Source organism: Achromobacter sp., assembly GCF_036567245.1.
Lineage (GTDB): Bacteria > Pseudomonadota > Gammaproteobacteria > Burkholderiales > Burkholderiaceae_B > Achromobacter.
On the sequence record NZ_DATCUY010000686.1, the window covers coordinates 1 to 15,351 of the forward strand.

Annotated in this window: 14 protein-coding genes; 9 read left to right on the top strand and 5 right to left on the bottom strand. The window is 67.5% G+C overall.

Features of this window, described 5'->3' with window-relative positions; translation table 11 throughout:
- Nucleotides 1-784, top strand: a 784-nt coding sequence (locus VIR09_RS29390; protein WP_332016082.1) for a DUF4139 domain-containing protein, incomplete at its 5' end; no start/stop codon positions are given.
- Between the two features lie 5 nt (nt 785-789).
- Here VIR09_RS29390 and VIR09_RS29395 read toward each other — a convergent pair.
- Both VIR09_RS29395 and VIR09_RS29400 read right to left on the bottom strand, forming a co-directional pair.
- Nucleotides 790-2,100, bottom strand: a complete 1,311-nt coding sequence (locus VIR09_RS29395; RefSeq protein WP_332016083.1) for a ferredoxin reductase family protein — start codon at nt 2,098-2,100, stop codon at nt 790-792.
- Nucleotides 2,101-2,280: 180 nt separating this feature from the next.
- The gene (locus VIR09_RS29400) at nt 2,281-3,507 is read right to left on the bottom strand and encodes an EAL domain-containing response regulator (RefSeq protein WP_332016084.1); all 1,227 of its coding nucleotides are present in this window, start codon (nt 3,505-3,507) and stop codon (nt 2,281-2,283) included.
- 241 nt (nt 3,508-3,748) lie between these two features.
- Between VIR09_RS29400 and VIR09_RS29405 the strand changes: the two genes are divergently transcribed.
- The gene (locus VIR09_RS29405) at nt 3,749-4,882 is read left to right on the top strand and encodes a 3-deoxy-7-phosphoheptulonate synthase (protein WP_332016085.1); all 1,134 of its coding nucleotides are present in this window, start codon (nt 3,749-3,751) and stop codon (nt 4,880-4,882) included.
- Nucleotides 4,883-4,901: 19 nt separating this feature from the next.
- On the opposite strand, the gene VIR09_RS29410 is transcribed toward VIR09_RS29405, so the two are convergent.
- Entirely contained in the window at nt 4,902-6,134 is a 1,233-nt protein-coding gene (locus VIR09_RS29410; protein ID WP_332016086.1) for an FAD-dependent oxidoreductase, read from the bottom strand.
- Between the two features lie 108 nt (nt 6,135-6,242).
- On the opposite strand from VIR09_RS29410, the gene VIR09_RS29415 reads away from it, so the two are divergent.
- The 6 genes from VIR09_RS29415 (at nt 6,243) to VIR09_RS29440 (ending at nt 12,290) form a co-directional block, all read left to right on the top strand.
- The gene (locus VIR09_RS29415) at nt 6,243-6,842 is read left to right on the top strand and encodes a GNAT family protein (protein WP_332016087.1); all 600 of its coding nucleotides are present in this window, start codon (nt 6,243-6,245) and stop codon (nt 6,840-6,842) included.
- A gap of 100 nt (nt 6,843-6,942) precedes the next feature.
- Nucleotides 6,943-7,416, top strand: coding sequence for a hypothetical protein (locus VIR09_RS29420; RefSeq protein WP_332016088.1), 474 nt, complete (start codon nt 6,943-6,945; stop codon nt 7,414-7,416).
- A gap of 320 nt (nt 7,417-7,736) precedes the next feature.
- The gene (locus VIR09_RS29425; RefSeq protein ID WP_332016095.1) at nt 7,737-8,456 is read left to right on the top strand and encodes a response regulator transcription factor; all 720 of its coding nucleotides are present in this window, start codon (nt 7,737-7,739) and stop codon (nt 8,454-8,456) included.
- 9 nt (nt 8,457-8,465) lie between these two features.
- Nucleotides 8,466-9,335 (top strand): CoA ester lyase, encoded by an 870-nt coding sequence (locus VIR09_RS29430; protein WP_332016089.1) that lies wholly within the window; start codon nt 8,466-8,468, stop codon nt 9,333-9,335.
- Between the two features lie 154 nt (nt 9,336-9,489).
- A complete protein-coding gene (locus VIR09_RS29435) occupies nt 9,490-10,485 on the top strand; it encodes a serine hydrolase (protein WP_332016090.1) in 996 nt (331 codons plus the stop codon).
- Nucleotides 10,486-10,658: 173 nt separating this feature from the next.
- A complete protein-coding gene (locus VIR09_RS29440) occupies nt 10,659-12,290 on the top strand; it encodes an ATP-binding cassette domain-containing protein (RefSeq protein WP_332016091.1) in 1,632 nt (543 codons plus the stop codon).
- Nucleotides 12,291-12,368: 78 nt separating this feature from the next.
- On the opposite strand, the gene VIR09_RS29445 is transcribed toward VIR09_RS29440, so the two are convergent.
- Nucleotides 12,369-13,961, bottom strand: coding sequence for a sulfatase family protein (locus VIR09_RS29445; protein ID WP_332016092.1), 1,593 nt, complete (start codon nt 13,959-13,961; stop codon nt 12,369-12,371).
- Nucleotides 13,958-14,920, bottom strand: a complete 963-nt coding sequence (locus VIR09_RS29450; RefSeq protein WP_332016093.1) for a tripartite tricarboxylate transporter substrate binding protein — start codon at nt 14,918-14,920, stop codon at nt 13,958-13,960. Before VIR09_RS29450 ends, VIR09_RS29445 begins: the two co-directional genes overlap by 4 nt.
- A gap of 145 nt (nt 14,921-15,065) precedes the next feature.
- On the opposite strand from VIR09_RS29450, the gene VIR09_RS29455 reads away from it, so the two are divergent.
- Nucleotides 15,066-15,351: LysR family transcriptional regulator (locus VIR09_RS29455; RefSeq protein WP_332016094.1), on the top strand; the 286-nt coding region annotated here is incomplete at its 3' end.

The window sequence follows — 15,351 nt, forward strand, 5'->3', positions numbered from 1 at the left end:
TCCGCCCCGCCCGCGCCCCAGTCCCGCACCGGTGGCGGCCATGCAACAGGCCGAGGCCCAGGCCAAGATGGCGCGCCAACGCGTCCAGTCCTTCGAGGACGCCGCGGCGCCCGCCGTCGAGATGGTGCCGGAACCGCTGGAGCAGGCCACTGCCCAGGTGCAGGCGGAAGCCACCAGCGCATCGTTCCAGATCAAGAATCCGGCCACTCTGTTGTCCGACAATTCCTCGCAGCGCGTGGCCATCGCCACCGCCAAGCTGCCCGCCACCCTGCAGTACCAGTCGACGCCGGCGCTGCGCGAAGCCATGTTCCTGACGGCGCACGCCAGCAACAGCACGGACTTCCCCTTCCTGGCCGGCGCCTTGAACACCTTCCTGGACGACGCCTTCGTCGCTTCCAGCGCCATGAAGGCCGTGATGCCCGGCGAGAAGCTCGAACTCGCGCTCGGCGCCGATGAAGGCATCTCCATCAAGCGCCAGTTGGTCAACCGCTATACCGAAAGCACCGGTTTCTCCGGCAGCGGCAAGCGCGTGACCTACGAGTACAAGATCACGGTCAAGAACAACAAGGCCACCAAGGAGCAGGTGTCGTTCAAGGACCGCCTGCCCATTTCGCGCAACGAGAAGATCGTGGTCAAGCTGCTGTCGCCGGCCGATCGCGAGATCAAGCGCGAGGAAGACGGAAAGCTGGTCTGGGACTGGGAAATGGAGCCCGGCAAGTCGCGCGAAACGGTGCTGAAGTTCTCGGTCGACTATCCGGGCGATATCGAAGTCTCCGGAATCTGACGCGCTCAGCGCATCTGGAAAGCCTCCTGGTGGAACAGTTCGCTCACCGGCATGCCGCGCCGGTGCAGCCCGTCCTTCAGCGCATCGGCGAATCCCGCCGGGCCGCAGAACCACACGCTGGGCCAGGGCGCGCCCGGCGTGTGGTGCGCGGCCAGCTCGGCGGCCGTCAGCGGCCGCTGGCTATCGCTATAGCGCACCCGCAGCGTCACGTTCGGGACGCGCGCGCACAGCGCCTTCAGATGGTCCGCGAACGGCGCGTCATCGGCGTTGCGGGCGCAGTAGTACAGGGTCGCGACCGGCGCCGTTTCCGGGTCGGTCTGCAGCGACTCCATCCATGAGATGAACGGCGTGACGCCGATGCCGGCCGCCACCCAGATCTGCGGCCGCCCATCGTCGCGTTGGAAGTCGAAGCAGCCATAGGGCCCTTCGATGATCACCTCCTGCCCCACCTGCACACTGCGCTGCAGGCGCCGCGTGTAGTCCCCCAAGGCCTTGATGGAGAACTGCACCCGGCCGGTGCCATCGTCCGCGCCGGACACCGTGTAGGGATGCGCGCCCTCGCGCCGGTCGGTGGTCAGGAAGGCGAATTGCCCGGCACGGTGATGCCAGTTGCCCTCCACCCTACAGGTCAGCGCCAGGATGTCGCCGGAAAGATGGTCGATGGCCAGCACCTGCCCCCTGTAGCGGCGTCCGCGCCCGATGTTGCCAGTCAGCGCCATCAACGCGCAGACGGTCCCCACGCCCGTGCACACGGCCACCAGCCAGCCCGCGGGCTGCCACCACCAGGCGGCGGGCGTCAGCACCACGCCATGGAAGGCGACCACCAGGAAGATCGCCGCCGCAATGCGGTGAACCTGGCGCCAGATGTGATACGGAAAGCGCCGCCACAGTGTCAGCAGCACCATCGCCGCCAGGATCCACACGGCCCATTCGCCTATGTCCTTGGCGGAGCCGCGGAACATGTCCAGCAAGGCGGCTGCGCGCGGCGTCTTGGGCACCGGGTCGAACAGCGCCAGCAGCACCGGCTTGCCCAGCTTGATCAGGTAATGCGCCGCCGCCAGCGCGGCGGCCAGGATGCCGCTCCATTTGTGCAGCCGGTACATCTTGTCCAGCCCGCCCATCCGCGTTTCCAGCCACATCGGACGTACCGCCAGCAGCATGATCAGGGTCATGACTGCGTAGGCACCCAGGCCCGTCAACAGGATGAGCTGGTCGCGCGCGGTCCAGACGTTGAGTTCGGCCGGAGGTTGCGCCCAGTAGGCCCCGGCCCACGCCAGCAGGGAGATCAGCAGAACAGCGGCCAATAGGCGTCGCATCGGTTAATCGCTCCATCTTGGGGAGGCCGCGCACGCTGCGCGGCCCGCATGGGGCTATGGTAAATCCGCCGCCGATGGCGTTTTCCCATGCGCGGCCGCGATCTTGATCCGGGTCAAGCCTGCTGAAAATCGGGTGTCGGCACGGCCTGCGCCAGGATACTCCATGCGCCCTGCGCAGGATCAATGCGCGCGGCAGAACTCGATGAAGGCGTCGGGTTCCAGCGGCACGGAAATCCCGTAGCCTTGCGCCATATCGCAGCCCAGCTCGCGCAGCAGCTCCACGTCGCGTTCATGCTCCACGCCTTCGGCCACCACGCGCCGGCCCAGCACGCGGCCCATCTCGATGGCGGCCGCGACCACCGCGCGCGACGCGGGCTCGCGGTGCATGTGTACGATGAAGTCGCGGTCTATCTTCAGTTCCGTGAACGGCATGGCCGAGAACAGGCGCATGGAGGCAATGCCCGCGCCGAAGTCGTCCATCGCCAATTCAAAACCGCGCACCCGCAGCAGGTTCAACGCCGAGGACAGGGCCAGCCAATCGGTCACCGGCTCGTCCTCGGTCAGCTCGACCTTGACCAGCCGCGCCGGCAGGCCGGCCTGTGCCACGCGCTGCTCCAGCAGGCCCGGCAGGTCGCGCGAGCACAGCGTGGAGGCCGAGGCATTGATCGCGATGGGCACGGCGAAGTCCTCGCCATGCATGCGCTGCAGGACTTCCAGCACCCGGTCGGTCACGCGGCAGAACAGGGTGCGGTCCAGGCCCAGCCGGTGCGCGGCGGGTACGAAGTCCGACGCGGGAATCGCGCCCAGCTCGGGATGGTCCCAGCGCGACAGCGCCTCGGCAGCCAACACCCGGCCCGTGGACAGGCTCATCTGCGGCTGCAGCACCACGCTCATGCCCTGCCCCGTGATCAAGGCATGACCCAGCGCCGCCTCGATGACGTCGCGCCGCAGCGAGCGCGGCCGCAGTGACACGGCATCGTCCTCGTCGAGGCTGCGCAGCGCCGCCTTGATCGCCTGCTGCATGGCCGTGCGCGATACCGGCTTGGACAGCGCCTGCGCCGACGGACAGCCCGCCTGCAAAGCCAGACGCACATGCGACTGCAACAGTTCATCGCTGAGGCTGCTGATCCAGATGATGGGCGGCATGCTCTTCAAGCGACCGGCGTCCACCAGGCGCCGCAGTTCGTTGGGCAGGCGCGTGCCGTCGCCCTCGCCCGTGACGATATCGCTGATGACCACGTCGTAGAACTGCCGCGCCAGCGCGGTGACGGCTTCGATGCTGCTGCCCAGGCCGGCCACCCGGCGGAAACCCAGCGCCAGCAGCACGTTCTGCAGATAGGCGCGTTCGACCGGATGGTCTTCGACGAGAAGTATCCGTCGGGTCCCGCCGGGTTCCGTTTTAGGCATGGTCTACCGTCCTACTCAGACAGGGCGGGCCCCCGCAGGCGGCCGCTGAGAAACTGTGTACACCATGCTAAGGCATACGCACCCGGAATGTCGTTATCGCTAACGGGTTAATGCAAGCCCGTCGCCGATAGTCGTAGTATCTGGAGCATCAGCCAGACGGAGGCAGCCTTCCGTCGCCCCGCGGCGCGGCCGGTGCCATAATAGATGTCTTTCTACCCGCATCTACGGCACGGAGCTACCCTTGACCCGCATTGACGACCCCCTGCACGACCGCGAGGTCGGCGCGGCCGACTCCACCCAGGACAACACGCGCACGGACGATACCCGCATCAGCGCGGTACGCCCCTTGATTTCGCCTGCGCTGCTGCAGGACGAGCTGCCGGTGTCGGCCGAGATCCAGACGCTGGTCGAGCAAAGCCGCGTCCAGATCGCCGACGTGCTGCATGGCCGCGACGACCGCCTGGTGCTGGTGGTCGGCCCCTGTTCCATCCATGACCATGGCCAGGCCATGGAGTACGCTCGTCTGCTGCGCACCGCCGCCGAACAGCACCGGAAGGACCTGCTCATCGTCATGCGGGTGTACTTCGAGAAGCCGCGCACCACCGTGGGCTGGAAGGGCTACATCAATGACCCGCGCCTGGACGGCAGCTTCCGCATCAACGAAGGCCTGCGCCGCGCGCGCGAACTGCTGCTGGACATCAGCGGCCTGGGCCTGCCGACCGCGACTGAATTCCTGGACCTGCTCAGCCCGCAGTACATTGCCGACCTGATCGCCTGGGGCGCCATCGGCGCGCGCACCACCGAAAGCCCCAGCCACCGCCAGTTGAGCTCGGGCCTGAGCTGCCCGCTGGGCTTCAAGAACGGCACCGACGGCGGCGTACAGATCGCGGCCGACGCCATGGTCGCCGCCAGCGCCAAGCATGCCTTCATGGGCATGACCAAGATGGGCATGGCGGCCATCTTCGAAACCCGTGGCAACCAGGACACCCACGTCATTCTGCGCGGCGGCAAGCAAGGCCCGAACTACGACGCCGCCAGCGTCGATGCCTGCTGCGCCGCCCTGCGCGCGGCCGGCCAGCGCGAACAGGTCATGATCGACTGCTCGCACGCCAACTCCAACAAGTCACACCTGCGTCAGGTCGACGTGGCCAACGACATCGCCGCCCAGATCGCCCAGGGCGACGGCCGCATCACCGGGGTGATGATCGAAAGCCATCTCGAAGAAGGCCGCCAGGATCTGAAGCCCGGCCAGGCGCTGCGCCGCGGCGTGTCCATCACGGACGCCTGCCTGGGCTGGTCCCAGACCGAGCCTGTGCTGGACACGCTGGCCCTGGCTGTGCGCCAGCGCCGCGAACAGGCCGCAAAGCAGGCCTGAGGTTTCGGCCCGAGTCCTCTCAGCGGCCGACGCGGTAAGGCGCCGGATCCATATCCGGCGCCTGGCCCGTGATCATGCAGGCCAGCAACTTGCCCGTCACCGGCCCCAACGTGAAGCCATGATGCGCATGGCCGAAAGCCAACCAGAGCCCCGGATGGCGCGGCGCCGGTCCGATGACCGGCCGCATGTCCGCCATGCAGGGCCGGCATCCCATCCAAGGTTCCCGTTCAACGGCCTCGCCCAGCGGCAGCAGTTGCGCGGCCAGCGCGCGTGTGCGCTGGATCTGGATCGGTGAAGGCGGCGCATCGCGCGCCGCGAATTCCGCGCCGGTCGTCAGGCGCACGCCCAGCGTCATGGGCGTCACCAGGAAACCGCTTTCGATGTCGGCCACTGGATGCGACAAGCTCGCTCCGTCCTCCAGCGCGAAGTGCTGGTGATAGCCGCGCTTGACCGCCATGGGGATGCGATAGCCCAGCGGGCGCAGGATGTCCGGCGACCACGGCCCCAGCGCCACGACCACGTCGCGGGCCTCGATCACGCCCTGCTCGCCCTGCACCTGCCAACCCTTGCCCGACGGCTTGAGGCTGCGCGCGTCGCCGCGCGCCAGCAGGCCGCCGCGCCGCTCGAACAAGGCTGCATAGCCTCGCGTCACGGCGCCGGGGTCGGACACGTTGACCGGATCCAGCCAGTGCACCGCGCCCGCCATGCGCGCCAACGCAGGCTCCAGCGCCGCCAGCGCCTGGCGGTCCAATACCCGGTAGTTCAAGCCATAGGGCGCGAGCGCCTGCGCCTCGGCGACGGCCCGGGCCAGGCCCGCCTCGCTGCGCACGCCGTCGATCCAGCCATTGCGCCGGAACAGCCGGGAAATGCCTGCTTCGTCCTTGAGCGCATCGTGCTCGGCCACGCTGCGTTCGATCAGCGGCAGCATGGCCTCGGCCGCGCGCGCCAGGCGCGACGGCGCCGAATGCCACCAATAGCGCAGCAGCCACGGCGCGATGCGTGGCAGGAAGCGCGGGTGATAGCTCACGTCCGGCGTATTGTTCCTGGCGTAGCGCCACAGGCTGCGCCAGTCGCGCGGAAAGGCATAGGGAATCACGCTGGCCCGTTCGATCAGGCCGGCGTTGCCGTAACTGGTTTCCTCGCCGGGGCCGCGCCGGTCCAACAGCACCACGGAGCGGCCGCGCGCCGCCAGATGCAGGGCGGCGCTCACCCCGACGATGCCTGCACCCAAGACCAAGGCGTCTGTTTTCATGCGGCGCATTCTGCGCTCGCGTACGGTGTTCGGCAAGAGCGCGCCCGCGTAGAATCCCTCACTGCGCGGCACGCCTCCATTGTCTTCGTTGCTCTTAAGGAACACGCCATGACACCCCCTCGCCTCCAACCCGTCACGCTCGCTGGCGAGGTCGTGCGCCTTGAACCTCTGGCCGCCAGCCATGCGGCCGCGCTCGCGCAGGCAGGCCTGCATCCCGAGCTCTGGCGCCTGCAGCCCGAACCGGTGCAGACGCAAGACGACATGCAGCGCTATGTGGATCGCGCGCTGGCCGGCCAACGCGACGGCGATTGCCTGCCGTTCGTCATCGTGCGCCAGGACAACGGCCAGATCATCGGTGCGACGCGCTACATGGACATTGCGCTGGCCCACAAGCGCCTGGAGATCGGCGGCACCTGGCTCACGCCCGCAAGCCAACGCAGCGGCGCCAACACCGAGGCCAAGTTCTTGTTATTGCAGCACGCCTTTGAAACAATTGGTATCATGCGCGTTGTATTCAAGACTGAACTGAGCAACATGCAATCGCGCCAGGCCATCCTGCGCATCGGCGGCGTGGAGGAAGGCGTGTTCCGCAAGCACCTGATTGCGCAATCGGGACGCACGCGCGACATGATCTACTTCGCGATCCTCGACCAGGACTGGCCCGAGGTCAAAGCGCGCCTGCTGATGCGCATGCGACGCGCCGCGTAAGGCCGGGCCGCGTAAGGCCGGGCCACATAGGCCGAACCGCCGCGCTCTTTTCGCAGCTTGTCCGGGCCGTGAGGCCCGCCCCGCACTATTGAAGCCAGGTATGCCACAGACTCCCGCCGCGCCAGCAACGCGCCACACGATATACATCTACACCGAAGAACAGCGCGGCAACCAACTGGTCGAATCGCTGGTGATCGGCATGCTGTCCGACGTCTCGGGGTCCGACAAGCTCGTGGTCGTGCAAGACCCGCACAGTGGCTTGAAGTTCGTCTACCGCATCGACCACGACAGCAGCAATCTCGACGCCGCGGCAATCACCGAACAGGACGCGTCCCTGTTCAACGGCAAGACCTCGGTCGAGATCAATGCCATGTCGTACCGGCTGGGCACGGTCGAGAACGCCATGAAATTGCTGCGCAGCAAGAACCAGTGGATACAGGACAAGGGAGCCGTGCTGTCCGTGCTGCTGCAGAACGCAGCCGCGCGCAAGACCCGTTTCGCCTCGCCCCGCATCGAGCGCGACCGCATGCGCAAGGTGCCGCCAGGCGTTCCCGTCGAGCACCTGCCTACATAAAAAGCACAGTATCCACAGCGTCGGCCTTATCCACAATTTCTGTGGATAAAACAGGCTCGAACCCATGGCTGATGGCCGTTCGGCCGACGCGCAACGGGCTGCTCATTTTTTGATCAACCTCAAGTTCTCCACCGCTCGGCTGCCATCCTTGATTCTTGACGCGGCGCCGCAGCGGCGATGATGATATTCTCCGCAAGCGCGCGATACGAAAGATTTCGCGCTCGCGGACTCCCCCTATACAAGAAGACCCAGATACAAGGAGCGGATGGCGTGTTTGCACTCGAACCTCCTTGCGCGCAACCACTGACGCCGGACTCGCCGTGACCATCATCATCGTCGACGACCACGGAGACTGGCGCGACACCATCGCCGAATACATAGAAGACCTCGGTCTGGGCCGCAGCATCCTCACTGCCGGCTCCCTGGCAGAGCTGGACCAGTTGTTGCTCACCGTCACGCCGGGCATCCTGGTGCTGGACGCCATGCTGCCGGACGGCGACGCGCTGACCCGCGTGTCCCACTTGCGGACCTCCTTCCCGTCCATGGGCATCATCATGCTCACCGGACGCCTGTTGAGCGAAGACAAGGTCTCGGGCCTGAGCCTGGGCGCCGACCACTACCTCACCAAACCCGTCAACCTGGCCGAGCTGGGCGCCACCCTGGTGTCGCTGTCGCGCCGCTTGCGCGTGGTGCCGGCAGACGATGCCGACGCTCCCGAATCGGACGCCTGGCGCTTCGATCCGGCGCGGCGCACGCTGGTGTCGCCGAAGCAGGTTTGCGTGGACATCACCGACACCGAAAGCCGGCTGATCGGCGCGCTGATCCAGGCCGCGCCGCTGCCCCTGTCGCGCGACCGCCTGATCGAAGCGCTGGGCGCCAGCGTGCAGGCCTACGATACGCACCGGCTGGATGCCCACATGCACCGCCTGCGCCGCAAACTGCGCGCGCATGCCGGCGGCGACATGGGCATACGCACGGTGTACGGCGTGGGCTACGTGTGCACCACGCCCGTACGGATCGTCGGCAATACCAAGAACTGAAACCGCCTCATGAATTCTCCGATCCGACCCCGCCGTTCCGTCCTCTATATGCCTGGCGCCAATGCACGCGCGCTGGACAAGGCGCGCAACCTGGACGCCGACGTCCTGATCCTCGACCTGGAAGACGCTGTCGCGCCCGATGCCAAGGCGCAGGCGCGCGCACAAGTCGCCGCGGCCCTGCGCGCCGGCGGCTATGGCCGGCGTGAATGCGTGGTGCGCGTCAATGCGCTGGACACGGCCTGGGGCCTGGACGACGTCCGGGCCATTGCCCAGGCGGGCGCCGACGCGGTGCTGTTGCCCAAGGTACAGTCCGCCGCCGAGCTCGACGCGCTCGCGCGGGCGCTGGACGCAGCGGGCGCGCCTGCCAGCCTGCCCTTGTGGGCCATGGCGGAAACGCCTTTGGGCTTTCTGCGGCTGGACGCCATCGCCTGCGGCCATCCGAGACTGGCGGCCATCGTCGTGGGCACCTCGGATCTGGTGAAGGATCTGCACGCGCGCCACACGCCCTCGCGCGAAGAAACCCTGTTGGCGCGCTCGATGGCGGTGATGGCGGCGCGGGCCCACGGCCTGGCGGCCCTGGACGGCGTGCACCTGGACTTGCACGACGACGCCGGCCTGGAGACGGCCTGCAGGCAAGGACGCGACCAGGGCTTCGATGGCAAGACGCTCATCCACCCAAGACAGATCGCGGCAGCCAACGCCGCCTTCGCGCCCACGGAAGAAGAACTTGCCACCGCGCGCAAGCGCCTGGACGCCTGGCAGGCCGCGCAGGCCGCCGGCCTGGGCGTGGCCGTGGTCGACGGCGCGCTGGTCGAAAACCTGCATGCGCGCGAGGCGGAACGCGTGCTGGCGCTGGCCGAGGCCATTGCGCGCGCCTAGTGTCCGGTGCCGCAGATACGCCCGCGCAGCCCTCGCCGTCATGGGCGGGCGCGCCAGACGGCGATAACGGCGCCAGCCGCAGTAATATCAGCTTTCAAATGCATATTCCGGTAACGCGCTGCCCGTCGCGGGGCCGGAGAATCGGGGAGCGGTCGTGGCGCTGATCTTGCGGCAAATGTCGATGTCATTCTGCGTGGCGGCGCTATGGGCGACCATGGCGGCGGGCTTGCCGGAGCCGGCCCAGGCTCAGGCTGCCAATTTCCACCCTTGCAATTCCCAGCCCTCCCTGCCGATGTGCCAGCATGGCTACGGCAAGCGCATCGCCGTCCAGCGCTGGGGCGCGCAACCCGATCCGCTGGACCCGGACGCGGCCGCGAACGCTCCGTTGGTCACACGCGACCCGGCCAAGGAAATCGGCAAGCTCAAGTCCAGCACGATCCTGGTCCAGGACCTGGACACCTCCGAAGTCCTGTTCGCGCGCAACGAGGACGCCGTGCGTCCCATCGCCTCCATCACCAAGCTCATGACGGCGCTGACGCTGGTGAAGGCGGGCCTGCCCATGGACGAGCTCATCACCATCGACGCCAGCGACACCCGTTCCACCAGTGAGTTGCCCTCGCGCCTGACGGCCGGCACCAAGCTGAGCCGCGCCGATTTGCTGCGCCTGGCGCTGGTCCCTTCCGAAAACAGCGCCGCGCAGGCCCTGGGGCGCACCTATACCGGCGGCACGGCGGCCTTCGTCGCGGCAATGAATGCCGAAGCCCGCGCGCTGGGCATGACCGATTCCAGCTTCGCCGAGCCGAGCGGCCTGTCCAACGAAAATCAGTCTTCGGCCAGGGATCTGGTCAAGTTGCTCGACGCGATCGCGGCGCAGCCGCTGATCTCGCAATACACCGGCGAGACCAGCTACCAGGCCGCCGGCCAGACCTTCCGCAACACCAATATCCTGGTGGGCCGTCCGCAATGGGACATTCTGGTGTCCAAAACCGGCACCACCCGCGAAGCCGGCGACTGCCTGGTCATGGCGGTCAGGGTCGGCAAACGCAACCTGGCCATGGTGCTGCTCAACGCGCAGGGCACCAGCGGCTCGCGCTTCGGCGACGCGGTTCGCCTGCGGCGGGTGCTGGACAGCCGGTTCGCCTCGCGGTAACCGGCGCCACCGCGCGCGGCCGGCGCGCCGGCCCCTGTACAATACCGCCCTTGACGTGGAACGAACGCCCGTTCCGCCCGCCCGTCCGCGCCGCCTGAGCGCCCCCCTTCCCCGACTATTTTTCACCGCGCCTGGCCGGCGGGTATCCTGCCGCGTCCCCTGTTGCATCATCCATGATCCGCTTCCAACAAGTTTCACTCATGCGGGGCGTCAAGCCCCTGCTCGACAAGGTCGACCTGCTGCTCAACCCCGGCGACAAGATCGGCCTGATCGGCGCCAACGGCGCCGGCAAGTCCAGCCTGTTCGGCCTCTTGCGCGGCACGCTGCACGCCGACCAGGGCGACCTCGACTACCCGTCCAGCTGGCGCATGGCCTATGTGGCGCAGGAAACGCCTGCGCTGGACCGGCCGGCCATCGAATACGCGATCGACGGCGACGTGACCTTGCGCAAGCTGGAAGCGGAACTGGCGCAGCTCGAAGCCGAGCCGGAGAGCACCGAGAACGGCCTGCGCATGGCCGACATCTACGCCGCGCTGGCCGACGCCGATGCCTACACGGTGCATTCACGCGCCGAGCAACTGCTGACCGGCCTGGGCTTCACGCAGGCGCAGATGCACCTGCCGCTGACGAGTTTTTCCGGCGGCTGGCGCATGCGCCTGAACCTGGCGCAAGCGCTGATGTGCCCGTCCGACCTGCTGCTGCTGGATGAGCCCACCAACCACTTGGACCTGGACGCCATCATCTGGCTGGAAGACTGGCTCAAGCGCTATCCGGGTACGCTCATCGTCATCTCGCACGATCGCGACTTCCTGGACGGCGTGGTCAACGTCATCGTCCATATCGATGAGCGCAAGCTCAAGCGTTATTCGGGCCACTATTCGTCCTTCGAGCGCCAGCGCGCCGCGCAGCTGGAACTGGCGCAAGGCATGATGGAAAAGCAGATGCGCCAGCGCTCGCACCTGCAATCCTTCATCGACCGCTTCAAGGCCCAGGCCAGCAAGGCGCGCCAGGCGCAAAGCCGCATCAAGGCGCTGGCCCGAATGGAGGAAGTGGCGCCGCTGCGCGCCGCCGCCGAGTTCTCGTTCGAATTCCGCGAGCCCTTGCGCGCACCGAACCCGCTCTTGACCATGGACGCGGTCAGCGCCGGCTATCGCATCGCGGACGAGGAAACGGAAGTCGAGTCCGACAAGATCATCGTGTCGGGCATCAATTTTTCGCTGCAGGCCGGGCAGCGCATCGGCCTCTTGGGCATCAACGGCGCGGGCAAGTCCACCTTCATCAAGACCATCGCGGGCGAACTGGCGACGCTGGCCGGCGAGGCGCAGTTCAACAAGGGACTGTCGATCGGCTACTTCGCCCAGCATCAAGTAGAGATGCTGCGCCATGACGAATCGCCGTTGTGGCATATGACGAAGATCGCGCCCACGGTGCGCGAGCAGGAATTGCGCAACTTCCTGGGCAGCTTCAACTTCAACGGCAACATGGCCACCAGTTCCATCGCGCCGTTCTCCGGCGGCGAAAAGGCGCGGCTGGCGCTGGCCCTGATCGTCTGGCAGCGCCCCAACCTGCTGTTGCTGGACGAGCCCACCAACCACCTGGACCTGGAAACCCGCGAAGCCCTGACCACCGCGCTGGCCCAGTTCGAAGGCACGCTCATGCTGGTGTCGCACGACCGCCACCTGCTGCGCGCCACCACCGATGAATTCATCATCGTGGCGGACGGCGAGGTCAGCCCCTTCGATGGCGACCTGGACGACTACAAGGACTGGCTCTACAAGACCAAGCTGGCCGCCAAGGCTGCCTGACGCACAGCGCACCGGCCGGGTCGGTCCACGCCGGCTGGCCGCGCCTGAGCCGGCCGCGCCTAAGCCGGCCGCGCCGCATCACGCCAGCGCGCTGGGATAGGGGCTGGTGTCGATGTGTTCCAGCATGCCGTAGGCCAGCCTTTCCAGCAGCCGCGCGCGGTCGCCGGCATGCGCCGGTTCGTCCCACAGGTTGCGCAGTTCGTGCGGATCCTGCTTCAGGTCATAGAGTTCGCCCCAGCGCGCGCCATCGTAGACCGTGACACGGAAGCCCTCGGCCAGCAGCGTGCGACAGCGGATGCGGCTGTTGAAGCCAAGAATCACGCGCTGCCCTTCTTCCTCGATCATCAGCGCATCGCGCACGGCTGCCTCGCGGCCGGCGATGAGCCCCGCCATGTCGCGCCCCTGGATGCCGTTGTAGGGCTGCACGCCGGCGCGCGCCAGCACGGTGGGCGCCACGTCGATAGTGCTGAGCAAGGCGTCGCTGGCCGCACCCGCCGTCGGCGCGGCGGTGGGATCGCGCCAAATGAATGGCACGCGGGTCAGGCCGCGGTAGTGGATCGGCCCCTTCAGCATCAATTGATGGTCGCCCAGGTAATCGCCATGGTCGCTGGTGAAGATCACCACCGTGTTGTCGGCCAGCCCCAGCGCCTCCAGTTCGGCCAACACCCTGCCGATCTGGTTGTCGATGTTGGCGATCGATCCGTAGTTCAGCGCCAGCGCTTCGCGCGCCTCGCGCTCGTTGCAGGAGAAGATCGCGGGCGTGTGCTTGACCGCGGTGCCGGCGTCGCGCTGCGCGCGCAGCCAGGCCACATGCGGCGGCGGGGTTCCTGCGCCGTGGAAGGACGCGGGCAACTCCATATCCTCGGGCTTGTGCAGGTCCCAGAAGCGCCCCGGCGGCGTGAAGGGATGATGCGGATCGGGAAACGAGCATTGCAGGAAGAACGGCTGATCCGAGGCCGCGTAGCCGCGCAGCGCCTCGATGCTGCGGTCGGCGATATAGGCCGTGGGGTACAGCTCTTCAGGCACGCGCGTGCGCCAGGCCTGGCGGATGCCCGTCAGCTCGTATTCCGGCGCGGGAATGGCATGCGCCGGGCCGATCAGCGCCTCGACCTCCGGATGTACCCGCCGCAGCCAGCGCCGGTAATGGCCATGCACGTCGTCACTGTGGTCGTCGACCAGGTCGACCTGGTCGAAACCGTAATAGGGATAGCTCAGCTCGTGGTCGGCGCATTCCAGCCACAGCTTGCGCTGCTCCTGGTCGTAGCGGCCGGCGTCGGGCTCTACCGCCTCGCGCGGCAGCCTGTCTTCGGCGCGCACGGGCCAGGAAGGCGGGATGTCGGTCATGTTCTGCAAGTGCACCTTGCCGACCAGCGCGGTGCCATAGCCGGCCTCGCGCATGGCTTCGACAAAGGTGCGGCTGCGCAGCGACAGCGCTATGCCGTTGTGGCGCGCGCCGTGCGCGGACGGATAGCGGCCCGTCATGAGGCTGGCCCGGTTCGGCATGCAGATGGGCGTGGCGACGTGCATGTTGTCGGCGCGCCAGCCGGACGCGGCAAGGCGGTCCAGGTTGGGCGTGTGGACCACCTGGTTGCCATAGGCGCCCAGATGGTCGGCGCGGTGCTGGTCGGTGATGAACAGCAGGAAATTGACGGGCTTCGCGGCGCGCGTCATTGCTTCGCCCCGGACATTTCCACTGCCGCGCGCCACGCCGGCATGTCGCGCTTGACCATGTCGCCGAAGGCTTCGGGCGTCATGTAGATCGGCACCATGCCCAGGGGCTGCAGCGCCTGTTCGAACGCGCTGTCCGTGAGCACGGCCTGCAGGTCCGCGCTCAGCTTCTGGACCACCGCGGGCGGCGTGCTGGCGGGCGCGAACAAGCCGATCCATGAACGCACCGCGACGCCCGCGGCCACGTCGGAAAACAGCGGCACGTCGGGCAGCGCGGCATACTTTTCGGTATTGGCCACGCCCAGCACCTTGACCTTGCCGGACGCCAGGAACGGAATCGCCGGCGCGATGCCGCCTATCATCAGCGGCACGTGGCCGGCGACCAGATCGGCCATCGCCGGCGCCGCGCCCTTGTACGGCGCATGCACCACGTCCAGGCCGGCGGCATGCTTCAACTGCTCCATCGCCAACTGGTGCACCGTGCCCAGGCCGGGCGAGCCATAGGTGTATTTGCCGGGGTTGGCCTTGATCAGGCTGACCGCATCGGCCAGCGTCGAGGCCGGAAAATCGGCATTGGCCAGCAGCACCACCACGTTGTCCGCCACCAGGCCGACCGGCGCGAAGTCGCGCACCGGGTCGTAAGGCAGGCTGGCGTACAGCGCGCTGTTGATGCCGTGCGTGTTGGTGGTGCCCATCAGCAGCGTGTAGCCATCGGGCGCGGCGCGCGCCACCATGGACGCGGCGATATTGCCGCCCGCGCCCGGCTTGTTCTCGACCACCAGGGTGTAGCCGCGGGGCTCCAGGCGCTGCGCCAACTGGCGCGCCAGCACGTCCACCGCGCCGCCCGGCGAGAACGGCACCACGATCTGCACCGGCCGCGCCGGATACGCATCCGCCGCAGCCGCCGCGCCCGTCATGCCACAGGCCCAGCTCGCGGCCACGGCCATCCAGAACTTCTTCATTGCCTTGTCTCCATTCCGGCGTTCTTCCCTGGCTGGGCCTTGGGGAACGCCTGTCTCTCGTCGAGCGGCAAGTATGCCCAGGGCCTGGTGCGCCCGTGAAATGAAATAAACTGAACGATTCATAACCATATGAATATGAATAGCCATGCCAGACCGCGCCGGCACTCATCTCAAGCGGCGTCATGCCGAACTGCTGGTCGCGCTGGACGACGAGCGTCATCTGGGGCGCGCTGCCGAGCGCTTGCACATGTCCCAGCCCGCCGCCTCCAAGGCGCTGGCGCAACTGGAGGAACAGGTGGGCTACGCGCTGTTCGAGCGCGGGACCCAGGGCACCCAGCCCACCTATGCCGGAATGGTTATGATCCGCCACGCGCGCAACGGCCTGGGCGCCGCCCAGCGGGTCGCGGCCGAACTGCGTGCGGCGCAAGAGC

Coding starts and splice junctions, on each gene's coding strand:
- VIR09_RS29395 (WP_332016083.1), bottom strand. CDS start 2,100: ATGCGACGCCTATTGGCCGCTGTTCTGCTGATCTCCCTGCTGGCGTGG.
- VIR09_RS29400 (WP_332016084.1), bottom strand. CDS start 3,507: ATGCCTAAAACGGAACCCGGCGGGACCCGACGGATACTTCTCGTCGAA.
- VIR09_RS29410 (WP_332016086.1), bottom strand. CDS start 6,134: ATGAAAACAGACGCCTTGGTCTTGGGTGCAGGCATCGTCGGGGTGAGC.
- VIR09_RS29415 (WP_332016087.1), top strand. CDS start 6,243: ATGACACCCCCTCGCCTCCAACCCGTCACGCTCGCTGGCGAGGTCGTG.
- VIR09_RS29420 (WP_332016088.1), top strand. CDS start 6,943: ATGCCACAGACTCCCGCCGCGCCAGCAACGCGCCACACGATATACATC.
- VIR09_RS29430 (WP_332016089.1), top strand. CDS start 8,466: ATGAATTCTCCGATCCGACCCCGCCGTTCCGTCCTCTATATGCCTGGC.
- VIR09_RS29440 (WP_332016091.1), top strand. CDS start 10,659: ATGATCCGCTTCCAACAAGTTTCACTCATGCGGGGCGTCAAGCCCCTG.
- VIR09_RS29445 (WP_332016092.1), bottom strand. CDS start 13,961: ATGACGCGCGCCGCGAAGCCCGTCAATTTCCTGCTGTTCATCACCGAC.
- VIR09_RS29450 (WP_332016093.1), bottom strand. CDS start 14,920: ATGAAGAAGTTCTGGATGGCCGTGGCCGCGAGCTGGGCCTGTGGCATG.